Raw genomic sequence first — 25,757 nt, 5'->3', positions numbered from 1 at the left:
AAGCGCGCAGGTTAATGGGCCTCAACACCCCGATAATACGGCGAAAACCGGTCTCTCGCCTTCACTTTGGCGTTGGCGCGCCGCCTAAATGGGGCGCCGCATGACCCAGATCAGGACCAGGCCGACGATGGCCGAACCGATCCCGACCGCCCGCAGGATGTTGTCCGGCGTGGCGATGGCGCTCTTCATGGCCTTGCGCATCCAGTTGGGACTTGCCGCGAACATCAAGCCTTCCAGCACGAACAGGATGCCCAAGCCGATGAGGAAGTCGGCGAACGCAATGGACCTCATCGGATTGGAACCTCCCGTTATGCTGTTCTTGTCTGGACGAAGGGCGGCGAGATCCGCCGCCCTTTGTCTAGCTTACGGCTTCGCCGGCGTCTCGGTCGCCGTCTTGCCGGACGGGTTACTGAAGTACCGGAAGAAATCCGAGTCCGGCCGCAGCAGAAAGCGGGTGTCGTTCGAACGCAGCCCGTTCTCGTAAGCCGTCATTGACCGGTAGAAGGCGAAGAAGTCGGCATCCTTGCTGTAAGCTTCGGCGAACAGGCGGTTGCGCTCGGCATCGCCGGCGCCCCGGGTCTGCTCGGCCTGCGAATTCGCCTCGGCGACGATGACGGTCGCCTCACGATCGGCCTTGGACCTGATCTCCTGGGCCTTCTGGCCGCCCTGCGCGCGGAACTCGGCCGCCTCGCGCTCGCGCTCGGTCTTCATGCGCAGATAGACCGCCTGGCTGTTCTGCTCCGGCAGATCGGCGCGGCGGATCCGGACGTCGACGACCTGGATGCCGTAGCCATCGGCCTCGCGATCGAGCTGGTCGCGGATGCGCTGCATCAGCTTCTCGCGGTCGTCGCGCACCACGTTGATGAAGGAGACCTCGCCCAGCACGCGGCGCAGCGCCGCGTTCAGCAGCGTGGTGAGCTGGATGTTGGCAGCCTGGATCGAGCCGACGCTCTGATAGAAGCGCAGCGCATCCTTGATGCGGTAGCGCGCGAAGGCGTCGACCACGAGCCGCTTCTGATCGGAGGCGATCGCTTCCTGCGACGGGTTCTCCAGATCGAGGATCCGCTTGTCGATGTTGATCACCGAATTCCACGGCGCCTTGAAGTGCAGGCCGGGTGCGGTGACGACGTCGACGGGCCGGCCGAACTGGAGCACGATGGTCTGCTCGGTCTGCTGCACCGTGAACAGCGACATGTAGCCGACGATCACGACCAGCAGGAGCCCAACCAGCGTGACGAAACCTGTGACCGGGGACCTCATCGGTTGCCTCCGCTCGACTGCGGACCGGTGGTAGGCGGCCGCTTGGTCGTCAGTTCGCCGAGCGGCAGATAGGGCACGATGCCCTGGCCCGAGGGCCCGCCGTCATAGACCAGCTTGTCGGCGCCGCCGAGCACGCGCTCCATCGTCTCCAGATAGATCCGTTCACGCGTCACGTCGGGCGCCTTCTTGTATTCCTCGTACACCTTCAGGAAGCGCGCGCTCTGGCCCTTGGCCTCGGCGACCGCCTGCTCCTTGTAGCCTTCGGCGTCTTGCAGGATCTTGGCCGAGCGGCCCCGCGCCTGCGGCACCACCTGGTTGGCGTAGGTCTGCGCCTCGTTCTGCAACTGCTCGAGATTGGCGCGCGCCGCCTGGACGTCGCGGAACGCGTCGATCACCTGCGCCGGCGGATCGACCTTCTGCATCTGCACCTGGGTGACCTGAATGCCGGCGCCATAGCTGTCCAGCGTCCTCTGGATCAGCTCCTGCACGCCCTGCTCGGTGACGTTGCGTGCGCCGGTCAGGATCGGCTGGATCTGCGAGCGGCCGATCACCTCGCGCATCGCGCTCTCGGAGACCGCCTTCACGGTGCCTTCGGGATTCTGGATGTTGAAGAGGAAGTCGCCGACGCCGTCCGGCTTGATGCGCCAGAGCACGGTGAAGTCGACGTCGACGATGTTCTCGTCGCCGGTCAACATCAGGCTCTCTTCCGGCACGTCACGAATGGAGCGGCCGCGCCGTGCCGGATCGTCGATCAGCGTCATGCCGATCGAAATGGTGTTGACGCGCAGCGCTTTGGGCAGCAGCACTGTCTCGATCGGATAGGGCAGATGATAGTTCAGGCCCGGCTGCACGGTGCGAACATGCTTGCCGAAACGGAGCACGACGCCGAGCTCTTCGGACTGCACGCGGAAGAAGCCCGACAGCAGCCAGAACGCGACGATCAGCAGCACGATCAGCGTGATGCCGATGCCGGAGAAATAGCCTCCCGGCATGATCTGCTGGAGGCGGTCCTGGCCGCGCCGCAGAAGGTCTTCCAGATCCGGCGGCCTCGGCCCGACCGGTTGCGGGCCTGAGCCCCATGGTCCCTTCGGACCCGAGCCCCATGGGCCACCGCCCTGATTCTTCCACGGCATTCGACGCTCTCCTCGGCAGGGTGGAATTGCCCCCGCCCGCTTTGTCCGGTCCGGCTTTATAGGGGACAGGCAAGTCCCTTACAACGCAGCGGTGCCCGTCTTCCGAGCTATGCTCGGGCTCGAAAAAGTCAATGTAAACATTGACGAATGCGGTTAATGGCGCGGCCGCCGACGATATGTCACATAGGAGAAGTCGGCGCTGTCCTCGCCTGCGGCAGGATGGCGGACACGTCCCACCTCGTCCCATTCCGCCTTGTCGATGTCGAAATACGTGTCGCCTTCGGGTCTCGCATGCACTTCGGTGATTTCGAGGCGATCGGCGCGATCGAGCCATTGCCGAAAGATCTCGGCGCCGCCGATCACCGCGATCTCAGTGACCGAACGCCGCAGGGCATCGCCGCGCGCGACCGCGTCGGCGTCCGCGGCCGACGTCGTGACGATGGCACCATTGGCGCGATAATCCGCATCGCGCGTGATAAGGATGTTCGTGCGGCCCGGCAGCGGACGGCGGGGCAATGATTCAAAGGTCTTGCGGCCCATGATCACGGGCTTGCCGATCGTGAGTGCCTTGAAGCGCGCCATGTCGGATTTCAATCGCCACGGGATCGCGTTGCCCGCGCCGATGACGCCGTTCTCCGCGATCGCAACGACGAAGACGATCTCCATCACGGCGCACTCCCGGCAAGCCGCGTCAGCGCCGGCCCGGTGACGCGGCACAGCGTCCAATCGTCCATCATCACCGCGCCGAGCGATTTGTAGAACGCGATCGACGGCGCGTTCCAGTCGAGCACCGCCCATTGCAGGCGGGACCAGCCGTTATCGGCGCATTCCTTGGCCAGATAAACCAGCAGCGCCTTGCCGAGCCCCCTGCCGCGATGCGACGGCCGCACGTAGAGATCCTCGAGATAGATGCCATGACGGCCACTGAAGGTGGAGAAATTTGTAAACCAGACCGCGAAGCCGACCGGCTCGCCGTCCCACTCGGCGATCGCGCAATAGAGTTGCGGTCGCTCGCCGAACAGCGCATCGGCGATGTCGGCCTCGGTCGCTTCGACCTCGTGCGAGAGTTTTTCGTATTCGGCGAGCTCTCGGATTAAAGCGAGAACGAGCCCGGCTTCGCCCGGGCGCACACGGCGAATGTTGAGCGACATCGGCGCTAAACCGCGACTTCCGCCTTGATGTGCGGATGCGGGTCGTAGCCGACGAGCTCGAAATCCTCAAAGCGGAAGGAGAAGATGTCCTTCACATCGGGATTGATCCGCATCACCGGCAGCGCGCGCGGCGCGCGCGTGAGCTGAAGCCGGGCCTGCTCCAGATGGTTGGAATAGAGATGGGTATCGCCGAACGAATGTACGAAGTCGCCGGGCTTCAGGCCGGTGACCTGCGCCACCATCATGGTCAGCAACGCATAGGAGGCGATGTTGAAGGGCACGCCGAGGAAGACGTCGGCCGAGCGCTGATAGAGCTGGCAGGACAGCTTGCCGCCTGCGACGTAGAACTGGAACAGGCAATGGCACGGCGGCAGCGCCATCTTGTCGACTTCGGCTGGATTCCACGCCGAGACGATCAGGCGGCGCGAGTCCGGATTGCGCTTGATCATGTCGACCACGTTCGCAATCTGGTCGATGCTGCGGCCGTCAGGCGCCGGCCAGGAGCGCCATTGATGGCCATAGACCGGGCCGAGATCGCCATTGGCATCCGCCCATTCGTCCCAGATGGTGACACCGTTGTCGCGCAGATATTTGATGTTGGTGTCGCCCTTCAGGAACCACAGCAGCTCGTGGATGATCGCCTTCAGCGGCAGCCGCTTGGTGGTCAGCATCGGGAAGCCGGCCGACAGATTGAAGCGCATCTGATGACCGAACACCGAGAGCGTGCCGGTACCGGTCCGGTCGGTCTTCTCGGCGCCGTCTGAAAGAATCCGCTCAAGCAGGTCCTGATACTGGTGCATGTGCGACTGAGCCTTTGGGGAGGCGGCGAACTTAGCGGCCGCCCCCGCGCTGCAACAGCGGCGATTCGCTGTCCGCTCCGATTATACCCGGAAAAGTGAGTGGTCCCGGCGCAAACGACAAGGGGCGGAACCCAGGTCCCGCCCCTTGCCCTATCGGCTTGATCGCACTGCCTAAGTTGCCGGCTTGAGCACCGGGGTCCATTTCGCGATCTCGTTCTTGACGAGGGTGGCCAGCGCCTCCGGCGTCCGCTCCGCAGGGCCCGGGATGACGCTGCCGAGCTCGAGCAGGCGCTTCTTCACGGTCTCGTCGTCGAGCGCCTTGCTGGCCGCAGCGTTCAGGCTGGCCAGAATCGCCGGCGAAGTTCCCTTGGGCGCGAACATCGCATTCCAGGCCTGGGCCTGGAATTTCGGCAGGCCCGCTTCTGCCGTGGTCGGCACGTTCGGCAGCGACGGATTGCGCTCCGGCGTTGCGATCGCATAGGCCTTGATGGCCCCGGCATTGATCTGCGGCACGGCGTTGACGATCTGGTCGCACATGTAGTCGACCTGCCCCGCCACCAGCGCGTTCATCGCAGGTCCCGTGCCGTTGAAGGGCACGCCGACCGGCTTGATGTCGAGGATCGAGTGCAGGAGCTCGCAGGAAACGTGCGAGACCGAGCCGACGCCGGCATGGGCAGCATTCACCTTCTCGGCGTTGGCCTTCACATAGGCCACGAACTCCTTCAAATCCTTCGGCGGAAAGTCCTTGCGCGCGAGGATCAGGATCGGGGTGCCCGCGAGCAGCGCGATCGGCTCGAAGTCCTTCTCGGGATGATAGGCGAGCTTCGGATAGAGCGGCACCGAGGCGGCATGCGTGCCCATATGCCCGGTGATGAGCGTATAGCCGTCATTGGCCGCGCGCGCGGCGCGGGTGGTTGCGGTGGTGCCGCCGGCGCCGACCACGTTCTCGATGATGATGCTCTGTCCCAGTGTCTGCGCGATATGCGCGGTGACGATGCGCGCGACGACGTCGGTCGGGCCGCCGGCCGCAAACGGCACGATCATGGTGATGCTGCGCGTAGGATAAGTCTGCGCCTCAGCCGGCGCAACAAAAGCGCACAGCGAGGCGAGCGCTGCGGCGCATGCGCTCGTGAGCGCGCGAATGAAGGTCATGTCGATCCCCGTCGTTCCCTTGGACACAGCAAAATGCCGGCCCAAAGGCCGGCATTTTCATTTCACGAAGCCGTAACACAAGTCGATTCGACTTCCGAATGCGGCGCGCCGACGCAGGCGGCTTTTCACGTGAGCATGGTCTTTCCGGAAAACCGCCTGACACTTTTCCGGATCATGCCCTAGTTCTCAGACTCGGTGAACACCTGGTCCCGCTTCGACCGCAACACAGGCAGCACCGTGAGCAGCAGCAGGCTCGCCGCGATCGCGAGCAGCACCGCCGACAGCGGACGCGTCAGGAACACGCTCCAGTCGCCGCGCGAGATCAGCAGCGCACGGCGCAGGTTCTCTTCCATCAGCGGTCCGAGCACCATTCCGAGCAGCAGCGGTGCCGGCTCGAAATCGTGCTTGATCAGCCAGTAGCCGACGAGACCGAACACGCCGGCAAGGATGACGTCGACCGGCGCGTTGTTCACCGAGTAGATGCCGATCGCGCAGAAGATCACGATCGAGGGGAACATCAGCCGGTACGGCACGCGAAGCAACCGGACCCAGATTCCGACCAGCGGCAGGTTGATGATGATCAGCATCAGATTGCCGATCCACATCGAGGCGATCATGCCCCAGACGAGGTCGGGCTGCTTCTGCATCACCTGCGGACCCGGCACGATGCCGTGGATGGTCATCGCGCCCACCATCAGCGCCATCACCGCGTTCGGCGGGATGCCGAGCGTGAGCAGCGGGATGAAGGAGGTCTGCGCCGCAGCGTTGTTGGCGCTTTCCGGCGCCGCCACGCCCTCGATCGCGCCGCGGCCGAACCGCGACGGGTTCTTGGCGAGCTTCTTCTCGAGCGTATAGGCCGCGAAGGAGGCGATGACCGCGCCGCCGCCGGGGAGGATGCCGAGGATCGAGCCGAGCACGGTGCCGCGCAGGATCGGCGGCGTCGAGTCGAGCAAATCCTTCTTGGTCGGCATCAGGCCGGTGATCTTCTGCTGCACGAGATCGCGGTTCATCTCGGCGCCATGGTCGAGATTGCGGATGATCTCGGCGAAGCCGAACACGCCCATCGCCACCGTCGCAAAGCCGAGGCCGTCGGCGAGCTCTGGAATGTTGAAGGCCATGCGCGAGGCGCCGGTCTCGATGTCCGAGCCGACCATCGACAACAGCAGGCCGAACACGATCATCGCGATCGCCTTCAGCACTGAACCCTTGGCCAGCACGACCGCGAAGATCAGGCCGAGCACCATCAGCGAGAAATACTCGGCCGGGCCGAACGCCAGCGCGAGCTTGGTCAGCGGCGCGCCGAGCAGGGCAATCAGCACGGTCGCAACGCAGCCGGCGAAGAACGAGCCGATCGCCGCGATCGCCAGCGCCGGGCCGGCACGGCCCTGCTTGGCCATCTGGTGACCGTCGATAGCGGTGACGACCGATGTCGCCTCACCTGGAATATTGACCAGGATCGACGTGGTCGAGCCACCATACTGGGCGCCGTAATAGATGCCGGCGAGCATGATCAGCGCGCCGACCGGCGGCAATCCGAAGGTGATCGGTAGCAGCATCGCGACGGTGGCGATGGTGCCGATGCCCGGGAGCACGCCGACCAGGGTGCCGACCAGCGCGCCAATCAGGCACATGAGCAGGTTGATCGGGGTCAGCGCGACGGCAAAACCGTGAGCGAGGTTGGCAAAGATATCCATCACACCCTCACTGGATCATGAAACGCGGGTACATCGGCATCGGCAGCCCGAGCACGTAGGGAAAAAGAATCGCGCAGCCGATCGTCAGGCAGGCGCCGACGATGGCGGCCTCCAGCCAGCGCGTCTCATGCGACCCCGTCGCGGCGATCATGAAGCTCGCAAAGGCCGTGACCACGAGGCCGAGCGGCCGGATCGCCAGCGCGAAGAACAGGATCGCGGCCATCACGAACAGCGGCCCGCGCCACGAGTAATGGGCCATCGTCGGCCCATCGGTCAGAAGTCCGGTCAGGGCGATGCCGGCGGACAAGGCGACCAGCAGTCCGCCGAACATCCGCGGCGCGGTGCCGGCGCCGAAGGAGAAGCCGCGCATCCCCTGCAGATCGCTCGAGGCCCACAGCGCAAACAGGGCCAGCGCCATCAGGATGACCCCGCCGACATAGTCCTGCGCCGACCTGATGGTCATGAACAGCGTGACGATCGCGACCACGAAGATCGGATAGGAATAGATCAGCGCCAGCAGCACCTCGGACGACGCCTTCTTGGTGTCACCGGTGGCCGCTCCCATCAACGTACTGGGCGCGCCGGCGAGCAACGCGGTGGCGTGGCTGATCACGACCGTGGCCGGGCCGCGTCCCGCGCCCCAACCGAAAATCGTCCCTATCGACCAGATGAATTCGAAAATCTGCGGCGCAATCGCCAGCAGACAGAAGCCGAGCGCCACCTGGGTATTTCGGGTGGCTGTCGCCGTGTGGCCCATCGTATCGGCCATGCATGTCTCCTCCGCGACCGGTAAGTCACGAGCACTGTTGTTCTAAATCGGCTGGAACTGGGTCCCCCGCCCGGATCACTGCCTAGCGATTTTCATTACACAATGCCAGCAAAACCCAACAGTCCCCCGGCGAGCAGAAGCCAGAGTGGATTGATGCGCGAGACCGCGGCGATCACCGCAACCATTGCGGTCAGAAGCACTGCAGCAATTGTGCGATCGGTCGACTGGGCCAGGATCAAGGCACTTGCCGCCATCAATCCGATCGAACGCGGAACCAGTGCAGCCTGGATCAAGCCGGGCCAGCGCGATTTGCTGGGCCGATTCAGGAGGCGGCTGACATAATAGGCAAGCAGCGCCGTCGGCAGGCACATCGCCAGCCGTCGCCGCCAGTGCGCCGGGGATGCCGGCGACGGCATAGCCGATTAAGGTCACGATAAGCACGTTCGGACCTGGCGAGAGCTGCGCGATCGCATAGGCGTCGGTGAACTGCTTGTCGGTCATCCAGTGATGCACCTCGACCGCGATGCGGTGCATCTCGGCCACCGCCGCCGCGGCGCCGCCGACCGCGAACAGCGATATCAGTCCAAAGGTGGAGATCAGCGCCCAGATCGGATTCTCGGGCTTCATGCTGCTACTTTCCGCCGCAGGAAAAAAGTGGCGCCGACACTGACGGGGATCGCGACCAGCAGCACCGCCGGAAGCGGCAGGCGAAGCACGCCGATGGCGAGAAACACGCCGGCCATCAGGATCAATGCGAGGGGATCCGTCCGGCTTCAGCAGCGGCGTCATCATGCGGACCACTACTGCGATCACGAGGCCTACCGCCGCGCAGGAGATGCCGGCGAGGCTGCGGCGCAGCACGTCGCGGTCGCCATAACGGGCGTAGATGATCGCAAGCACCGTCATGATCAGCGTCGGCGGCAGCAACAGGCCTGGCGCTCGGCCGGCCGGTGCGGAATCCTCGGACATCTCAGAAGCTTAGAACGCCGGCCGCGGCGTCGCTAAAGGCCAGGCGCGCCTCCGTCCGGAACCTATCCCAAGGGAACTGCGCGGGAACGTTCAAAACCCCCTGTTTTTCAAACCCTTTGCGCCCTATATTGGGGCTGCCGGTTCGCCGGCTATGGAAATAAACGGTCGTCGCAATAAACCATTCGGACCCGGGGGCGGTACCCGGCGCCTCCACCAAAGCCCACCAACGGGTCATTCCGAAGCGGGCTTTGGCGGGGGCGAAATAGGATCGACGAGGGCGTAAAGGGCGTACTTTTTCCCGGTATTGTTCCGCCGTTATCGGGCTACTGCAATAGTTGCCAACGACAACTTTGCTCCGGTTGCTCAGGCTGCGTAACGCAGTTTGAAAGACCATCTTAAAGTCCTAACGGGTTAAGCTCCGTTAGGCGGGGTTCGGAGGCACCTGGCAACAGAAGCCTCCACTTTACTCTTGATTTCTTCCCCGGCGGGGACTCCTGCTGACCCGTCAGGCGCGGTACTATTGCGGCTTGGCGAGTCGGGTCGGCACGGTCCGGCTTCGGGGATGCAACAGGACCACCATGGCGACCGATCATATCCGATACGATGTGCTGGCCCGCGACGCGCTGCGCGGCGTGCTGCGGAAGGTGCTGACCGATGCCGCGGCCCAGGGCCTGCCGGGCGAGCACCATTTCTTCATCACCTTCGTGTCGAAGGCCGAGGGCGTGAAGCTGTCGCCGCGGCTGCTGGCGCAATATCCGGAAGAGATGACGATCATCCTGCAGCATCAGTTCTGGGACCTGACCGTGCTCGAGGACCGCTTCGAGGTCGGCCTGTCCTTCGGCGGCATTCCGGAGCGGCTGATCGTGCCGTTCAGCGCCATCAAGAGCTTCCTCGATCCGTCCGTGAAATTCGGCCTGCAGTTCGACACGTCCGACGTCGCCGAGGTCGCGCCCGAAACGCTGCCGACAGCTCCCGCGCCGTCGGCCGTCGCCGTGCAGACGCCTGCCCCTGAAACGGCGGAAGGCACGGAGGAGCCGGCGGCTCCGAACCAGGGCGGCGCCGAAGTCGTGCGGCTCGATCGTTTCCGCAAGAAATGATCTAGGTTGGGGCCGGAGCCATCGCGCCCGGCCAAACTGTCTGTATAGAAGAGCACATGAAACGGCCGCGCGGCATTTCGGGCGGCAGGATGGATGTGCTCATGGCCAAAACTGCCCGCTCGAAGACTGACCGCTCGAAGACTGCCCGCCCCGCCACCCGCATCGAGACCGACAGTTTCGGCCCCATCGAGGTCCCCTCCGATCGTTATTGGGGGGCGCAGACCGAGCGCTCGCGCCAGAACTTCCGCATCGGCACCGACCGCATGCCGATCGCGCTCGTGCACGCGCTCGGCATCGTCAAGCTCGCGGCCGCGCAGTCCAACCTCGAGCTCGGCCTGCTCGACCGGCGCCGCGCGGGCGCCATCATCCGCGCCGCGCGCGAAGTGATCGAGGGCAAGCTCGATGACCATTTCCCGCTTGTCGTGTGGCAGACCGGCTCGGGCACGCAGAGCAACATGAACCTCAACGAGGTGATCGCAAACCGCGCCAATGAGCTGCTCGGCGGCGAGCTCGGCGCCAAGAAGCCGGTGCATCCCAACGATCACGTCAACATGAGCCAGTCGTCGAACGATTCGTTCCCGACCGCGATGCATATCGCGGCCGCAAGCCGCATCAATGCCGACCTCATTCCTGCGCTCGATGAGCTGCTCCGCGCGCTGCGCAAGAAGGAGAAAGCGTTCGCAAAAATCGTCAAGATCGGCCGGACTCATACGCAGGATGCCACGCCCCTGACGCTCGGCCAGGAGTTTTCCGGCTATGCCGCGCAGGTCGAAAGCGGCATCGCCCGGCTCAGAAGCGCGGTGAAGGACCTCTATCCGCTGGCGCAGGGCGGCACCGCCGTCGGCACCGGCCTCAACTCGAAGCCGCGCTTCGCGAAGCTTTTCGCCAAGCACGTGGTCGGGATCACGAAGCTGCCCTTCACCAGCGCCGCCAACAAATTCGAGGCACTGGCCTCCAACGACGCCTACGTGCTGGCGCACGGCGCCATCAACTCGGTCGCGACAGGGCTGTTCAAGATCGCCAACGACATCCGCCTCCTGGGATCAGGCCCGCGCTCGGGGCTCGGCGAGCTGATCCTGCCGGAGAACGAGCCGGGCTCCTCGATCATGCCGGGCAAGGTCAATCCGACCCAGTGCGAGGCGATGACCATGGTGTGCTGCCAGGTGTTCGGCAATCACACCGCGATCACGGTGGCCGGCAGCCAGGGCCATTTCGAGCTCAACGTCTACAAGCCCGTGCTCGCCTACAACATGCTGCACTCGATCCGCCTGATGGCGGATGCCGCGCGATCCTTTACCGAGCATTGCGTGAGCGGCATCCGTGCCGACGAAAAGCGCATAAGTGAGCTGATGCAGCGTTCGCTGATGCTGGTGACGGCGCTCGCCCCGAAGATCGGCTACGACAACGCCGCCAAGGTGGCCAAGACGGCCCATGCCAACGGCACCACGCTGAAGGAGGAAGCGCTGCGGCTCGGCTTCGTCTCGGCCGACGAGTTCGATCGCCTGGTACGCCCCGAGAAGATGACCAGCCCGGGATAGAACTCCGAATTCCGATAGCCATCCGTAATGATACGGACGCTCGGCGCCCTAGAAATGTGCGGCTTTGGGGGCGGGATTTGATTACCGTCAATGTTCCGGCAGGACGGCGTGCTACGCAGCCCTTCCGCCCCTCGACGGGGGCGAAATTCATCGTTTGATGGCCCGAGAGGCCGATTGACGAGGACAAGCGAATGGCGATCAAGTCTTGTGGGGCGCAGTGCGGCACCCTGTTTCTGAGTGTTTCATCCTGCCTGGAAAGGATCGGATGATGGAGACGCGGCATGGGGAACGTCATCAACCTGAATCGTTTCAGGAAGCGCGCCGAACGGGAAGCCTCGGCGAAGCAGGCGGACGCCAACCGGACGAAGTTCGGCCGCACGAAGGCGGAACGGTCGGCGCAGGAGACGCGCGCGGACAAGGCGAAGGCGCATCTGGACCAGCATCAGTTGGACCAGCATCAGATCGATCGCGAGGAGCAGCCATGAAGTCGCCCGTCGTGAAACGGTCGATCGTCGTCGCCGGGCACAAGACCAGCGTCAGCCTGGAAGAGGCGTTCTGGAACGGCATGAAGGAGATCTCCGGCTTGCGCAACATGACGTTGTCCGAGCTGGTCGGTGAGATCGACAACAACCGCCAGCAGGGCAATTTGTCGTCGGCGATCCGCCTGTTCGTCCTGGACTACTTCAAGAGCCGGGCCATGGCCCCCCAGCCGGACAAGGTCGCGGCCCAGTAACCGCCGGGGCGCCTTGGACGGCGCTCCGCGATCTGCACTTTAAAATCACTCTAAGGTGCGGTTTCAGCGAGCGCGCGCGCTTGACCTCAATGCCTTGCGTTGAAAATACAGGGCATGACCGACACCAATGACACGCGCCCGCACATGCCGCTGGGTCTGGCCCAGCGCGGCTATACCGGCGTCATCCAGCATCTTTCCGCTCGCGAGGCGGGCTCGGCGCTCTCCGACATCGAGCTCGAGAGCCGCCTGATCGAGCTCGGCTTCGTCGAGGGCGCCCGGGTCGAGGTCCTGCACGAGGGGCTGGTCGGGCGCGACCCGATCGCCGTGCGGGTCGACAGCATCACGATTGCGGTCCGACGCCGCGAGGCCATGGCCATCATCGTCGCCTAGACAGCGACCGGACCTCTGATCCCGGACCAGTGATTCCATGGAATTACCCCTGCTGCATCTCGCCCTGGTGGGCACGCCGAACAGCGGCAAGACCTCGCTGTTCAATGCCCTGACCGGCAGCCGGCAGAAGGTCGCGAACTATCCGGGCGTCACCGTCGAGCGCAAGGAAGGCTTCTTCGTCACTCCGCTGGGACGCCAGGTCTCGGTGGTCGACCTGCCCGGCACCTATTCGCTGCGCGGCCGCAGCCCGGACGAGGAGATCACCCGCGACTTCGTGCTCGGCAAGGCCTCCGGCGAGACCGTGCCCGACCTCGTGCTGTGCGTGGCCGATTCGACCAATTTGCGGCTGACCATCCGCCTGCTGCTCGAGCTCAAGCGCACCGGACGGCCGATGCTGCTCGTGCTCAACATGTTCGACATCGCGGCCCGCCGCGGCATCACCGTCGACACGGAGCGGCTCGCCAAGGAGCTCGGCCTGCCCGTGGTCACCTCGATCGCGGTGCGCAAGGGCGGCACCGCCGACCTCTTGAAGCTGACCGACGAGATCTCGGCAAAGCTCGCCGCCGAGGCCGAGGCGAACAGCTGGCGCGCGCTCAGCGTCTCCGAATTGCGCGCGACCCAGCGCGAGGCCGACCGCATCATCGCCGACTGCGTCAGCCTGCCTGCCAGGCCCGACACATGGACCGCGCGGATCGACGCGATCGTGCTGCATCCGGTCGGCGGCCTCATCGTGCTCGCGCTGATCCTGTTCGTGATGTTCCAGGCCGTGTTCGCCTGGGCGCAACCGGCAATGGACGTGCTCAAGTCCGGCTTCGACGCGCTCGGGGAGCTCGTGCAGGCCACCCTGCCCGACGGCCTGTTGCAGAGCTTCCTGCAGAATGGCGTGATCTCCGGCGTCGGCAGCGTCATCGTGTTCCTGCCGCAGATCATCCTCATCTTCCTGTTCATCCTGCTGCTGGAAGATTTCGGCTACATGGCGCGCGCCGCGTTCCTGATGGACCGCATCATGGGCGGCGCTGGCCTGCACGGCCGCGCCTTCATTCCGCTGCTGTCGAGCTTTGCCTGCGCCATTCCCGGCATCATGGCGACGCGCGTGATCGACAACAAGCGCGACCGGCTGACCACGATCCTGATCGCGCCGCTGATGACCTGCTCGGCGCGTATTCCGGTCTACACGCTGATCATCTCGGCTTTCATCCCTGCGAAGGACGTCTGGGGCTTCATCAACCTGCAGGGCCTCGTGATGTTCGGCCTCTATGCCTGCGGCATCATCAGCGCGCTTCTCGTCTCGTTCCTGATCAAGTTCTTCATGCTGCGCGACTATGCGCCGGCGCCGTTCATGCTCGAGCTGCCGGACTACAAGATGCCCCGGCTGAAATCGATCGTGATCGGCATCTTCACCCGCGCCAAGATGTTCCTGTACCGCGCCGGCACCACGATCTTCTCGATGATGGTGCTGATCTGGTTCCTGGCCTCGTTCCCGCAGCCTCCGGCGGGCGCCACCGAGCCCGCCATCGACTTCAGCCTGGCCGCGATGATCGGCAAGGCGCTCGAACCGCTGCTCGCGCCGGTCGGCTTCAACTGGCAGATCGCGGTGGCGCTGATCCCGGGCATGGCGGCCCGCGAGGTCGCGGTCGCGGCGCTCGGCACCGTCTATGCGATCGAGGGCGGCAAGGAAGCGGCCGAGCAGATCGGCCAGGTGCTGGCGACGAAATGGTCGCTCGCCACCGCGCTGTCGATGCTGGCCTGGTACATCTTCGCCCCGCAATGCGCCTCGACGCTGGCCGTGATCCGGCGCGAGACCGGAAGCTGGACCTGGATGGCCGTGACCTTCACCTACATGCTGGTGTTGGCCTATGCCGCGAGCCTCCTGACCTACAACGTCGCGGTGGCGCTGGGAGCGGGCTAGCAGCCCCTCCAAACAAAATTCGCGAAAACAACCCCATGCACAGTAGACAGGGGTTGTGAAATCAATGGCTTACGCGCGGGCGAGAGTCGTCTCGGCTGCCTGGTCGGGCGAAAAACTGGCACGATGCCATTCTCCCGAAGATCATCGATGCCGCACAGGTCTGGCTCGCAAGTCACGAGCTTTGCCGACGCGCGACCAGACTGCTGCGAAGCTGCGGCAGCGGTCGAGCTGCATGCTGCTACCGAGGCGCGGCATCGTCGGGCAAAGCATTGATCCAGTGACATCCTCAAAGAGTCGCCAGGACCAGGTTGAGATATTTCGCGCGCTTGATCTGGATCAAGCTGCCTCGCGCAACGAGTCGGAAACTGGCGGAACGTCGTCGCAAGCTGGGCCATTGTGGGGGGCACGGAGCGACCGGGATGCCGTTATTGGCCTATTTCTGGAAGGTCGGAGCGGCGTTGCTCGCGCTCCTGTTCGTTGCCGACTTTTGTCTGCCCGGCGCGCAAGTCGCCGAGAGGACGACCGCGGATCGGGCAACCATACGCATTCACTCGGACCGCAAATGGCCCGAGCGTGTGGTCCTCGATATGACCGCGCCAGTGATCGTGGCGGTCGCATCTGCACCTTCGACTACGGAGCCTCCTTCCCTCGCCCGCACAGAGCCGCCGGTCATTCGGGCGGAGACATCCGCGGTTGCCAATGCACTCGCGATGGCGCGCGCGGACTCGCCGCAGCGCGAATCCGTCGAGCACAAGCTGCCGCGAAGGCCGCAACACATTGCGACGCGATCGAAACGACACCCGACGCCGCAGATGGTTCTGGCGGCGCGGCAACCACAGTTCGGGTGGTTTGGCTACCGGGACTGGTGATCGCAATGGCGCTCGTGCGGCACTCGAACGCGCCGCGTGTCTGTTCATCTCCCACGAAAAAGGCCCCGGTCGATGCCGGGGCCTGAGTTCACCGGGAAGACCTGAGATCAGTAGCGAGCCGTGACCGGCGCGCCGTAACCGCCGAAGCGATAGTTCAGCCGAAGTGTGACCATGTCGATATCCTGGGTGACGCCGCTGCCCGTGAGCGCGAGCCCGCCGGGCGTGACCACGCCGGCTGCGAAGGCGGTGTTGTCGCGCCCCATCCAGAGATGGTCGTACTCGACACCGACCGACCAGTTCGGCGTGAAGCCGTATTCCCAGCCGACACCGAGAGCACCGCCCCAGCGCGTGTGACCTGCGGAGGCGAGGCCAACGCCCGTGACGTTGTTGAAAATGTCGAAGCGATTACGGGTCACCGCCGCACCGCCCTTCAGGTAGAACAGCGAGGCGTTCCATGCCCAACCTACCTGGGCCGTGAAGAGCCCGATGCCATCTGTCTTGCCCGTGGTCGAGACCAGCGGATCAATCAGGCTGACACGCGTGTTCTTGATCTCGGCCCAATCGCCCTGCGCTTCCAGGCCGAGCACAAACTGATTGGTCTGCCAGCGATACCCGAGCTGTCCGCCGATCAAGCCGCCGGAGCGATCGGCGCAACCACTTGCGAGCGTCCCTGCGGCCGTCACGAAGTCCACGCAGCCACGGCTCTGCCCCCAGCCGCCGTTGGCGCCGATGTAGAATCCCGTCCAGTTATAGACTGCCATCACAGGTACCGGCGGCGGCGCTGCCTTGACAGCCATATCGGCAGCCATGGCCGGAGCCACCATGCTCAGCGCCGCGAAGCCGATCGCAGCTATCGAGAGCTTCTTCATCGTCGAATCCCCTTTTCCTAGACCTCTGCCGTTCAAAAATTGAGCCTTATGCAGGCTGGCGTGCATATTGCGAACGTCTCGAAGGTTACGCGCGAGGGAGGCTTTGGCCCGTACCAAAATGGCAACACCCAAGCGCCACGTCTGTGCACGACAACGTGCTTACTCGCCATCCATCTCGGAGCGGGAGGTGCTGTCTTGTTCGTCGGCAAGCCAGGCGTGGATGCCGGAGGATGGGATAAGTCGCCTGGGAAGGTGGGGGTTGATCGTGCCTGCAAAGACTGCAAGCCCCTCGTCGAGCCTGGCACGCGCGAACAGCTTGGCTTCATGCTCGGTCGCGAAAGTCTTCGTCTCACGCGGACTCCGCTGTCTCAAAAGTAGCCCCCGTTTTCGAACTTCAAAGGTGACGTACCAAGTCGGAATCATCGCTCACACCAACACCTCGCCAACCAGCCCGGTTGTTGTTGTGGTTTGGCCGTGATCGCAGCGCTTGATGCAGATCAACTCGAATGGCTTGTCGAATTCGCCAGCGAGGAAGGCCAGATGCAGCGCAGCAGCGGCGGGAGCCGCCGCCTTTGGCGCCTATGGCTATCGCCGGGCGTGCGGATATCAGCCGCCCTGCTATTGAGGCGCCGGTTCGAGGGCGCGCAAGCCGTTGAGCTAGATCAACACCGGGCCCCTCTCCGGCGGCAGCGTCGAGGTCTGACCGCGAAGGACGGACCATGAATGCGCTCCTCAGGGAAATCCGGCACAGCCCGCTGCTGTGGCTGCTGATTGTCGTGCCTGTCGTGATCGTGCTCGAGCATCTCATGCCGGACGCGCATACGCTGCTGTTCGTGCTGGCCGTGATCGCCATCGTGCCGCTCGCGAGCCTGCTCAGCCACGCGACGGAGGCCGTGGCCGAGAAGACAGGCGATGCGGTCGGCGGGCTGTTGAACGCCACGCTTGGCAATCTCACGGAGCTCATCATCGCGGTCACAGCGTTGCAGGCCGGTCAATACATGCTGGTCAAAGCCTCGATCGCGGGTGCGATCGTGACCAACTCGCTGTTCATGCTGGGCGCATCGCTGTTTCTGGGCGGATTGAGGCATCGCGTGCAGGAATACAACCGGGCGGGTGGCAGGCTCCATTCCGCGCTGCTGCTGATGGCCACGATTGCCCTGTTGTCACCCTCGGCCGTGGCCGATCTCGACTTTCCCGGACACGAGGCGACGGTGCAGCGCTTGAGCACCGCCCTGGCGGTCCTGCTGATCGCGGCCTATGGTCTCGGCCTGCTGTTCTCGCTGAAAACGCACAAGGAGCTGTTTGCAAGCAGCGACCATGGCGAGGCTGGCGGCCCGATACTGCCGATTGCAATCGCCGTTCCGACACTGGGGATCGTCACCGTGCTGGTTGCGCTCGTGAGCGAAATCTTCGTCGCGTCGGTGCAGAAGGCCGCCGAAACGCTCGGCATGACCCCGGCATTCGTCGGGTTCATCGTCGTTGCCCTGGTCGGGGCCGCGGCCGAGATGGCCGTGGCGTTTTCCGCGGCACGCCGCAACCGGCTCGACATGAGCGTGAGCATCGCGCTCGGAAGCGCCAGCCAGATCGCCTTGTTCGTCGCACCCGTTCTCGTGCTGCTGAGCTACGTTGTCGGGCCGCAGCCCATGGATCTTCAATTCTGGCCGGGCGCGGTAACCATGGTCATGATCGCCGCCGTGGTGACGAGCTTCGTCACCAATGGCGGACGCTCCGCCTGGTTCGTCGGCGCGCTCCTGCTCTGCATCTACGCGATCTTCGCGATGACGCTCTACATGGTCCCGCCCGGCTCGCACGGCCCGGTCTAAAGCATGATCCGGAAAAGTGCGCAGCGGTTTTCCGAAAAGATCATGCTTGAACAACGACCTAAAGCGCCGCGCGCCGGTTGACCTGTCGGGCAAAACAGCGGCACGATGGCATCATCGGCCTCGATAACATCCAGATCGCGACCAGCTCCGGGCGACACTCTGCTTCCATGAATCGCTTCAGTACCGACAACCTGAACGCCGAGCGGCTGAACGAAAGTCACCTCGCCGACCTCGTCGCGCTCCATCTGGATCCTGAAGCGTCGCGCTATCTCGGCGGCGTGCGCTCGGCGGAGGCAACGGAGAAATATCTCGTCGCCAACGTGGCGCATTGGGATCAATACGGCTTCGGCCTGTGGACCCTGCGCACGAAAGACGGCGCCTTTGCCGGACGGGCGGGCATCCGGCACATCCTGGTGGATGACGTCGACGAGATCGAGATCGCCTATGCGTTCGTGCGCGGCGTCTGGGGCCGGGGATTTGCCAGCGAGATCGCGGCTGTGCTCACTCGGATCGGGCTGTCACAGCTCGAGCTGCCGTCTCTCATCGGCATCGTCTATGTCGCAAACGGCGCATCGCGCCGTGTGCTGGAGAAATCGAATTACCTGCTCGAGCGGAGTACGAACCGTCACGGTGAGGACGTGGTGATCTACCGCATCCGTCGATGAGAGCCGCGGGTCCTCCTGCGCGGTGACGACGTAACCACCACGCAAGAGGTTGAGCCGCCCAGCCCCTTAAGGCGCGATGCGATCCGGATGGAGCGTCATCGCGCTTTAGCTTGTTGTTTATGCATGATGACGTCGCCGCGAGGCCTCGCGGATCCTACCTGAAATACCCCAGCACGAGATCGATGTCGGAGCTTCCGGCCACCGTGCCGTTCAGCTCGGCGTCGATGACGCGGCGGCAGGCGTCGATCGCGGCGTGATCGCCGAGGTCATTGGCGGCTTCCAGCACGAGCCAAGCCGCGTCCACCGACGCCTTGTCGGGTGCTCCGCCGCCGAGATCGGCGGTGACGGCGCTGTTGAGGCTCTTCTTGCGAACCGCGGTGCCGAATTGAGGCAACATTGCAAATACTCCCCTTCGAATTCCGGGACGATGCTCAGTGGACCTGAAGCTCGGGCTGACGGCCGCCCGCGGTGGAATCCGCGGTCTTGCGCGACTGGTAGAACTTCAAGACGCTACGCGAGGTCTCGATCTTGAGCCGGCCGAAATCGCGCTCGTTTTCGTGCAGCTCGCGCGCCGTGATCAGATGATCCTTGGCGCCGAGGAACAGCAGCGACATGGTCGTGTCCCAGGAGAAGTCGAGCGCCTTGCACAGCACCAGAATCATCTCACGGTTACGGTCCATCATCGCGCGCTCGATCACGTCGACCGGCAGCGCCGACAGCAGCGACAGGCCGATCTGCACCTCGTCGAAGCGGTGCTGGCGCGCATAGTTCGAGATCGAATCCTGGTTGAGGTTGCCCTGGCGATGCTGCGTCGTCACCACGCGCTTGGCGACGAAATAGCTGCGCGAGGACGGGCCGAACTTGGACTGGAGATCGCCGGTGACCTCGGTCACCGAGCTCTGGATCTGCGCCATCATTTCCGGCCGCTCGGTCTCGAGGCGGCGGCGAACGTCTTCCGACGCCTTCGAGATCAGCTGCTGGAAGATGTGGCGCGGCACGTCCTTGCGCAGGCCAAGCTGCTCGGCGAGGATCGAATCGCCTTCGGCGCGCCGGACCATGTGCAACAGGCCCGAACCGGAGAAGCGCGCGCCCTCGTTCCTGGCCACCGACGTCACGACCTCCTGATCGCCGCGCTTGACCAGCACGTCGGTGACGGCCTCGCCGATCGATTTGCGCTGGGCGATTGCGAGCAGATGCGACTGGCCCTTGGTCATGGCACTCTCGACCAGCATCTTCTCGTCGAGACGAGTGGAGTCGCGCAGCACGGGACCTGCGACCTCGATCTCGTCGTCGAGCGCCAGCTTTTCGATGACGTTGAGCGGCGCGTGATCGCACGCCGACATCAGCTCCGAGAGCTGCGCCCGCGCGGCGACCTCGATCTCGTCGGCGAGCCGCCCGATGACCTCGCCGAACATGCTGATCTCGTCGTCGCTGTAGCGGCCGGTGATCAGAATGTCGGTCGCATGCCACAACGCCTTGGCCCGGCTCTCGTCAGTGCCGCGCGCGATCGCGTCGTCCAGATCCTGTAGAAGCGTTTTCGCCCCGTTCATCTCGATAACCCCAATTCTTGGCAGTTCTTTTGGCGCGCCGCCCCGCCGCTCGTGGCGGGACACCGGATTCCCTGGGAACTGACGCTAGAGATCAAACGCGAGAATTCGGTAAAATCGGCAAATCAGTTTTGCCGGGCAAAATTCATTCAAATGCGAGGGAATGGGTTTACCGGCGGACAAGGCGGCTCGGAAGGTGCGCTCCCTCTCCCGCTTGCGGGAGAGGGTTGGGGAGAGGTTGTCTCAACGGAGAGACTCCCAATGTGGAGAGAGCCCCCACCCGGGGCTTAGTGCCGACCTCCCCCGCAAGCGGGAGAGGTCGCACCGAGCCCGCGGATTCATCTCCCTAAACAAGGGCACCCTTACGGATTCTGCGGCGTCAGCACCAGCGGCGGCTTCGGCTTGGGCTTGGCGGGCGGCGGACCCGGAGCGGGCTTCACGTCGATGGCCGGCGGCAGCGGCGCAAGCTGTTGGGCAAGCGGCGGGCTTGGCGCTGCGGGAGCGGCCTGCGGAGCCTTCGGCAGCGGCGCGGCTTTCGGCTTTGACGGCGCGCGGCGCGGATCCTGGCCCGGCAGCGGCACGTTAACCGGCGCCTGCTCGGGCGCTGGATCCGGAGACACCAGCGTCGGCAGCGCCGCGGTCGCCGGCGGCGGCTCGCCGCGCTCGATGGCGTCTAACCGGCGCGTCTCGCGATCGATCGTGCGCACCGCAAGCCAGGACGACAGCGGCGCAAGGTCGATCGTGCGATTGAGCTTGTCGGGAGGGCCCGCCGCAAACAGCTGGATCTCCGGCGGGGCGCCGGAGAGGCCGGTCATGATCGGCGTCAGGCTGGCGCGGATGTCGGCCTGGTCGGCGGGAATGTCGTAGCCACCGGAGACGATGGCGCGGGCGTTCTTCGCTTCCAGCGGGGTGGCGCCGACGCGCAAGCGTCCGTCGCGGATCGTGAACGGGATCTGCGCCGAGGCCACCGCGATCGGTGCGGCGGCAAGCGCGGGCTCGACCAGCTGCCGCAGGCGGTTGTCGTCGGCGACCTGGCCGCCGTCGCTGGCGCGGATCGCGATCTCGAAGGCGCGCGGATTGAGGCCGCCGATTTCCGCGGAGTCCAGCGTCACCGTGCCGTTGCCGGCGAGCGCACCGGTGAGCGCCGCGACGCTGCGGCCCTGACTGGTCAGCGCCATCTGCACCGAGGCGCGCCCCTTCGGCAGCGCGAGATCGCGGTAGCGCAGCGTCGCCGCATCGACATTGCTGAGATCGATGCGCGCGTTCAGCGCAAGACCATTCGCGCCGTTGCGTGCGTCGAAGCTCGCCGACATCTCGCCGCCACTGAGACCGCCCTTCAATGCATCGAGTGCGAGCGACTGGCCGTCGCTTCGCAGCGTGCCGCCGAACGGGCGCAGCTCGATGCCGCCGGGCAACATCCCGCGCAACGCCTGGAAAGCGATGCGGCCGCGCCAGCCGCCCAACAACCCCGCGCTCAGCGGCTCGCCGGACTCATGCCCGGCGGCGCCGATGGCCATCGCCAGCGCGGGCGCCAGATCGAGCGTATCGAGGCCGACTTCGCCGTCGACGCTCCTTTCCTGATCGAGCGTCACCGCCAGATGACCGCGCAAATGCGAGCCCGCTGCATTGCCATCGAGATCGTCGAAGGTCAGGCGGTTGCCGGAGAGCGTGAGGCGGGAGGACAGGCTGACGGCCTGCATCGATTTGCCGGCCGGGCTGGTCCCGAACATTGGCGCCAGATTGGCGTTGCGCACGCGCAGGTTCACGCTGGCTTTCGGCTCCGACAATTCGACGCTGCCCTGCGCATCGGCGTCGAGCCCGCCGCCGCTGAGCTTGGCGTTCAATTGCAACGGCCGCCGCCATGCACCGGTCAGCTTGCCTTCGAATTGCGACGCGCCCTCGCCTGCGGCCACCACGCGATCGAGCCCGAGCAGCGCCAGCAGCGCGCCGGCCTGCGGCGTCGATATCTTCGAGTCCAGCGTGAAGTCGCTGTTGCGCAATTTGTCGATATCGATGCCGTTGACCGCCGCCACCGGCGTCTGCGCAGTCAGCGTCGCACTGGCCTTGAGCTGCGGCGCGTCGAGGTCGAGCACGGCGCGGGCATTGCTGCGATCGGCATGCTCGGCATTCCTGTCGAGGCTGAGATCGAGCTTGAGGCGGGTCGCGCCTGGTAATGAGGGGATGGCATCGAAACGGGCGCGGACCGCAGGCGCAAACGGCTCGATCAACGCGGTGAGCTCGCGCAGCGCATTGGCCGAGGACTTCAGCGCGAGCTTGCCGGTGGCCTTGGTGCGGTCGAAGCTGCCGCTCGCCTCGGTGGTCACGCCGCTGGCCTGGCCGAAGCGCAGCTGCTCCAGCGACAGCGATGCCGGGCCGTAACCGAGCTTTGCCGCGAACGGCCGCAGCTCCTGGCCGGCGGAGATGGCGCGGCCGATATCGAGCGAGAGCTTTGCCTCTTCCGGCCATTCGCCCTGCGGCCCCGCAAGCGCGCGCACAAAGCTCGCGGCGGCGTCGAGATCGAGCCGGTCGGCCTTGAGCTCGGCGTCGATCCGCGAGCCCTTGCTCGCGCCTGTTTGCACGAAGGCGATGCGGCCCGTGACGGCGCCGCCTTCGATATCGGCCTTCAGCCTGTCGATGGCGAGATGGTTGGCGGCGATGGTCACGTCGCCGGCAAGGCGCAGCGGCCGCGTGCTGCGGCGGTTGACCTCGCTGCGGCCCTGCAACCAGGCCACCAGCGCGTCAGGATCGGAGGATTCGACACTGAGACGACCGCTGAAACTGTCGGCGCCGGGAGCTGCGCCGTTGAGCGAGAGCTGCGTCATGCCGGGCGCGCGCAGCTCGAGCCGCTGGAAGGTCCAGGATCGTCCATCGGTCTGAAGCTCGGCCGCGATGTTCTGCAGCGGGCGGCCGCCGAGCATGATCTGGTCGGAATTGAACTCGATCTGCGCCGGGATCGGAGCCTGCGGAATGGCAGCCAGCCCCGCGCGCAGCGCCGGCAGGATGCGGAGCGGCTCGGCATCATCCTTGCCCGCGAGCCTGTCGGCATCGACCTGGCGCGCCGACAGCACCGCGCGCAGCAGCGGCGAGGCGCCGAATTTGAGGTCGCCGACGCCGCCGAGCTTCAGCGCATTGTCTTCAGCGCCGAAGCTCGCGTCGATCTGCTCGAACTTCGCGCCGGCTGGATCCGCCCTAAGCTTGGTCGTGAGCTTCCACGGCGTTGGACCCGCCTCCCCCCCCTTCTTGACCGCCGGCACGGCCAGCGTCAGCGCACCGTCGAATTTCGGCAGGCGGTTGTCGAAGACGAGCACGCCCTCGAGATCGGCGAGGATGGCGCGCTCGCCGGGATCGATGTTGAGATGGAGACGGGTGGCGCTGCCGTCGGCACTCGGGCCGGAGGAGACGCGGAACGGATAGCGCACCCCGGCGGCGGTGAACCTGCCGTCGCCGCGCACCGAGCCCGCGAGTGAGCGGACGTCGCCGGAGAAGGCGATGTCGTTCAGCTCCAGCGTCGAGCGGCTGGCGGCATCGTGGAGCGCAATGCGGCCGGTGAGATTGACCCGCTCGATGGCAAGCGAGGCCAGATTGAAGGTGCCGCTCGCGGTGGAGGGCAAATCGACCCGCCCCCGGGCATCGAGACCAAGATCGACCGCCATGCCGCCCACCGAAAGCTCGGTGGCGCGCCATTCGCCGCGCATCAATGAGCCCAGGCTGAACTCGACATCGAGCTTGTCGGCGCGCAGGCGGCCGAGATCGTTGTTGCCGCCGAAGGTGACCTGGCGCAGCCGCAGCGTCGGCGCCGGCAACAGACGCGCCTCGAGCTCGCCCGCGACCCGCACCGGCACGCCGATGATCTTGCCAGCCTCCGCCTCGAACTGGGGCCTGAACTGGTTCCAGTCGACGTAGTAAGGCCCGATCAGCGCTGCCAGCAGCGCAATAATGAAGGCAATCGCCAATCCGAGCAGCGTCGTCTGCACGGGTCTCCCCTCGGCCAAACCGGCATCCGGACCAAACCCTGGCCTTAGTGGACTTCAGGCGCGCCGGAACAGCCCCTTATATAGGGGGAAGTGTGGCGAAGTCACAGCGACTGTTGCGCGCGGAGGTTAATGCCAGACCGCCCTCACCAGCTCGCCGGCAGCCGCTTCAGGCCGCGCAGCACGAAGGTCGGCCGCCATTCCGGGTTTTCGACGTTGTCGATGCGCAAATCGGGCAGCCGCCGCAGCAGCGTGGCAATGGCGATCTCGGCCTCGATGCGCGCCAGCTGGGCACCCAGGCAGAAATGGATACCGCCACCGAACGACAGCGGTTTCACATTCTGGCGGGTGACATCGAGTTGGTCGGGCCGATCGGGATAGACCGCGGGATCGCGGTTGGCCGAGCCGAGCAGGCACAGCACGGTCTCGCCCTTGGGGATCCTCTTGCCGCCGAGATCCTCGATCTCCTCCAGCGCGACGCGTCCGGTCATCTGCACCGAGGAATCGTAGCGCAAGAATTCCTCGATCGCGCCTGCCATCAGCTCGGGGCGCGCCTTGAGCAGCGCAAGCTGGTCCGGATTGCGGTGGAGCGCGAGCAGGCCGTTGCCGATGAGATTGACGGTGGTCTCGTGGCCGGCGCCGAACAAGAGGATGATGTTGGCGGTCAGCTCCTCGTTGGTGAGCTTGTTGCCGTCCTCCTCGGCCTGCACCAGCTGGGTGGTGAGATCGTCCCCGGGATTCTTGCGGCGCAGCTCGAACAGCTGCTGGAAATACATCTGCGCCATCAGGTTGCCCTCGTTGCCCTTCCTGATCTCCTCGGCAGTGAGCGGCACGGGGTCGAGCAGCCGCCCGCCGTCACGCGAGCTCTTGTAGAAGACCTCGCGGTGGTCCTCGGGGATGCCGAGCATCTCGCAGATGATGGTCACGGGCAGGCGGAAGGCGAAATCCTCGATCAGGTCCATGTGGCCGCGCTCGATCACGGCATCGATGGCCTGGTCGACGATCTCCTGGATGCGCGGCCGCATGTCCTCGACGCGGCGGGCGGTGAAAGCCTTCACGACGAGGCCGCGCAGACGGGTGTGGTCGGGCGGATCGGCCTGCAGCATCCAGTGGCTCATGCTGCGGAACACCGGCTCGTCCATGATGGCGGCGCTATATCGGCGCTTGGAGCGCTCGACGAAATCCTTGCCGAAGCGCTTGTCGCGCATCACGAGGCTGACGTCGGCGTGGCGACTGGTGACGAACTGGCCGAACGGCGTCACGTGGATCGGATCGTTCGTGCGCAGCCGTTCATAGTGCGGATAGGGATCGCGGATGAAGTCCGGCGACAGCGGATTGAACAGCGGTCCGCCTGCGCCTTGCACGTGCTCGTTCATGGTGACCTCAATCGGTTGCCGATGACACGAATACGCCGATCG

Annotated in this window: 24 protein-coding genes, 1 other RNA gene and 2 pseudogenes; 10 read left to right on the top strand and 17 right to left on the bottom strand. The window is 65.1% G+C overall.

Annotated features, from left to right (window positions below; translation table 11 throughout):
• Nucleotides 1–84: 84 nt before the first annotated feature.
• From GGD65_RS09990 to GGD65_RS09940, 11 genes and pseudogenes are all read right to left on the bottom strand, one after another.
• Nucleotides 85–291 carry a DUF2065 domain-containing protein gene (locus tag GGD65_RS09990; protein ID WP_018319716.1) on the bottom strand — a complete coding sequence of 69 codons (207 nt, stop codon included), beginning with the start codon at nucleotides 289–291 and terminating at the stop codon, nucleotides 85–87.
• 72 nt (nucleotides 292–363) lie between these two features.
• Complete coding sequence (gene hflC / locus GGD65_RS09985) at nucleotides 364–1,260, bottom strand: protease modulator HflC (protein WP_018319715.1); 897 nt, start codon at nucleotides 1,258–1,260, stop codon at nucleotides 364–366.
• Entirely contained in the window at nucleotides 1,257–2,393 is a 1,137-nt protein-coding gene (hflK, locus tag GGD65_RS09980; RefSeq protein ID WP_018319714.1) for an FtsH protease activity modulator HflK, read from the bottom strand. The genes hflC and hflK overlap by 4 nt, the downstream gene beginning before the upstream one ends.
• A gap of 153 nt (nucleotides 2,394–2,546) precedes the next feature.
• Entirely contained in the window at nucleotides 2,547–3,059 is a 513-nt protein-coding gene (locus tag GGD65_RS09975) for a dihydrofolate reductase (RefSeq protein ID WP_183235493.1), read from the bottom strand.
• Nucleotides 3,059–3,544 carry a GNAT family N-acetyltransferase gene (locus GGD65_RS09970; protein WP_183235160.1) on the bottom strand — a complete coding sequence of 162 codons (486 nt, stop codon included), beginning with the start codon at nucleotides 3,542–3,544 and terminating at the stop codon, nucleotides 3,059–3,061. Before GGD65_RS09970 ends, GGD65_RS09975 begins: the two co-directional genes overlap by 1 nt.
• Before the next feature lie 5 nt (nucleotides 3,545–3,549).
• A complete protein-coding gene (locus GGD65_RS09965) occupies nucleotides 3,550–4,344 on the bottom strand; it encodes a thymidylate synthase (RefSeq protein ID WP_018319711.1) in 795 nt (264 codons plus the stop codon).
• Nucleotides 4,345–4,515: 171 nt separating this feature from the next.
• A complete protein-coding gene (locus tag GGD65_RS09960) occupies nucleotides 4,516–5,496 on the bottom strand; it encodes a tripartite tricarboxylate transporter substrate binding protein BugD (RefSeq protein ID WP_183235159.1) in 981 nt (326 codons plus the stop codon).
• A 179-nt stretch (nucleotides 5,497–5,675) separates the two neighbouring features.
• Nucleotides 5,676–7,190 carry a tripartite tricarboxylate transporter permease gene (locus GGD65_RS09955; protein ID WP_026202241.1) on the bottom strand — a complete coding sequence of 505 codons (1,515 nt, stop codon included), beginning with the start codon at nucleotides 7,188–7,190 and terminating at the stop codon, nucleotides 5,676–5,678.
• A 7-nt stretch (nucleotides 7,191–7,197) separates the two neighbouring features.
• Complete coding sequence (locus GGD65_RS09950) at nucleotides 7,198–7,959, bottom strand: tripartite tricarboxylate transporter TctB family protein (protein ID WP_092253349.1); 762 nt, start codon at nucleotides 7,957–7,959, stop codon at nucleotides 7,198–7,200.
• A gap of 95 nt (nucleotides 7,960–8,054) precedes the next feature.
• Nucleotides 8,055–8,586: pseudogene (locus tag GGD65_RS09945) on the bottom strand (chromate transporter).
• Nucleotides 8,583–8,892, bottom strand: a pseudogene (locus tag GGD65_RS09940) (chromate transporter); the annotation flags it as partial. The pseudogenes GGD65_RS09945 and GGD65_RS09940, both read right to left, overlap by 4 nt.
• A gap of 133 nt (nucleotides 8,893–9,025) precedes the next feature.
• Here GGD65_RS09940 and ssrA point away from each other — a divergent pair.
• From ssrA to GGD65_RS09900, 8 genes are all read left to right on the top strand, one after another.
• Nucleotides 9,026–9,391, top strand: a transfer-messenger RNA (tmRNA) gene (gene ssrA / locus GGD65_RS09935).
• Nucleotides 9,392–9,506: 115 nt separating this feature from the next.
• Nucleotides 9,507–10,025, top strand: coding sequence for an SspB family protein (locus GGD65_RS09930; protein ID WP_018319705.1), 519 nt, complete (start codon nucleotides 9,507–9,509; stop codon nucleotides 10,023–10,025).
• A gap of 89 nt (nucleotides 10,026–10,114) precedes the next feature.
• Nucleotides 10,115–11,563 carry a class II fumarate hydratase gene (gene fumC, locus GGD65_RS09925; protein ID WP_183235492.1) on the top strand — a complete coding sequence of 483 codons (1,449 nt, stop codon included), beginning with the start codon at nucleotides 10,115–10,117 and terminating at the stop codon, nucleotides 11,561–11,563.
• A 281-nt stretch (nucleotides 11,564–11,844) separates the two neighbouring features.
• Complete coding sequence (locus GGD65_RS09920) at nucleotides 11,845–12,048, top strand: DUF4169 family protein (RefSeq protein ID WP_018319703.1); 204 nt, start codon at nucleotides 11,845–11,847, stop codon at nucleotides 12,046–12,048.
• The gene (locus tag GGD65_RS09915) at nucleotides 12,045–12,296 is read left to right on the top strand and encodes a ribbon-helix-helix domain-containing protein (protein ID WP_018319702.1); all 252 of its coding nucleotides are present in this window, start codon (nucleotides 12,045–12,047) and stop codon (nucleotides 12,294–12,296) included. Before GGD65_RS09920 ends, GGD65_RS09915 begins: the two co-directional genes overlap by 4 nt.
• A 114-nt stretch (nucleotides 12,297–12,410) precedes the next feature.
• Complete coding sequence (locus GGD65_RS09910) at nucleotides 12,411–12,686, top strand: FeoA family protein (RefSeq protein WP_018319701.1); 276 nt, start codon at nucleotides 12,411–12,413, stop codon at nucleotides 12,684–12,686.
• A 37-nt stretch (nucleotides 12,687–12,723) separates the two neighbouring features.
• On the top strand, nucleotides 12,724–14,595 hold the full coding sequence (locus tag GGD65_RS09905) for a ferrous iron transporter B (protein WP_183235158.1): 1,872 nt from the start codon (nucleotides 12,724–12,726) through the stop codon (nucleotides 14,593–14,595).
• Between the two features lie 419 nt (nucleotides 14,596–15,014).
• Nucleotides 15,015–15,464 carry a hypothetical protein gene (locus GGD65_RS09900; RefSeq protein ID WP_183235157.1) on the top strand — a complete coding sequence of 150 codons (450 nt, stop codon included), beginning with the start codon at nucleotides 15,015–15,017 and terminating at the stop codon, nucleotides 15,462–15,464.
• Between the two features lie 107 nt (nucleotides 15,465–15,571).
• On the opposite strand, the gene GGD65_RS09895 is transcribed toward GGD65_RS09900, so the two are convergent.
• Nucleotides 15,572–16,333, bottom strand: coding sequence for an outer membrane protein (locus GGD65_RS09895; RefSeq protein WP_091961499.1), 762 nt, complete (start codon nucleotides 16,331–16,333; stop codon nucleotides 15,572–15,574).
• Between the two features lie 159 nt (nucleotides 16,334–16,492).
• Nucleotides 16,493–16,756, bottom strand: coding sequence for a hypothetical protein (locus GGD65_RS09890; RefSeq protein ID WP_092253962.1), 264 nt, complete (start codon nucleotides 16,754–16,756; stop codon nucleotides 16,493–16,495).
• A gap of 296 nt (nucleotides 16,757–17,052) precedes the next feature.
• Here GGD65_RS09890 and cax point away from each other — a divergent pair, with 296 nt between their 5' ends.
• Together cax and GGD65_RS09880 are read left to right on the top strand one after the other, a co-directional pair.
• A complete protein-coding gene (cax, locus tag GGD65_RS09885; RefSeq protein WP_018319697.1) occupies nucleotides 17,053–18,156 on the top strand; it encodes a calcium/proton exchanger in 1,104 nt (367 codons plus the stop codon).
• A gap of 167 nt (nucleotides 18,157–18,323) precedes the next feature.
• Entirely contained in the window at nucleotides 18,324–18,821 is a 498-nt protein-coding gene (locus GGD65_RS09880) for a GNAT family N-acetyltransferase (RefSeq protein ID WP_183235156.1), read from the top strand.
• A 154-nt stretch (nucleotides 18,822–18,975) separates the two neighbouring features.
• Here GGD65_RS09880 and GGD65_RS09875 read toward each other — a convergent pair whose 3' ends face one another.
• The 4 genes from GGD65_RS09875 to GGD65_RS09860 all read right to left on the bottom strand — a co-directional run bounded on the left by GGD65_RS09875 (nucleotide 18,976) and on the right by GGD65_RS09860 (nucleotide 25,715).
• Nucleotides 18,976–19,218 (bottom strand): hypothetical protein, encoded by a 243-nt coding sequence (locus GGD65_RS09875; protein WP_183235155.1) that lies wholly within the window; start codon nucleotides 19,216–19,218, stop codon nucleotides 18,976–18,978.
• Nucleotides 19,219–19,252: 34 nt separating this feature from the next.
• Nucleotides 19,253–20,371 carry a DUF2336 domain-containing protein gene (locus tag GGD65_RS09870; RefSeq protein ID WP_018319694.1) on the bottom strand — a complete coding sequence of 373 codons (1,119 nt, stop codon included), beginning with the start codon at nucleotides 20,369–20,371 and terminating at the stop codon, nucleotides 19,253–19,255.
• Nucleotides 20,372–20,730: 359 nt separating this feature from the next.
• On the bottom strand, nucleotides 20,731–24,342 hold the full coding sequence (locus GGD65_RS09865; protein ID WP_183235154.1) for an AsmA-like C-terminal region-containing protein: 3,612 nt from the start codon (nucleotides 24,340–24,342) through the stop codon (nucleotides 20,731–20,733).
• Between the two features lie 143 nt (nucleotides 24,343–24,485).
• Complete coding sequence (locus GGD65_RS09860) at nucleotides 24,486–25,715, bottom strand: cytochrome P450 (RefSeq protein ID WP_183233189.1); 1,230 nt, start codon at nucleotides 25,713–25,715, stop codon at nucleotides 24,486–24,488.
• Between the last annotated feature and the right edge of the window lie 42 nt (nucleotides 25,716–25,757).

This window comes from Bradyrhizobium sp. CIR18, assembly GCF_014198295.1.
Lineage (GTDB): Bacteria > Pseudomonadota > Alphaproteobacteria > Rhizobiales > Xanthobacteraceae > Bradyrhizobium.
This window is presented reverse-complemented; position numbering and strand designations above follow the sequence as displayed.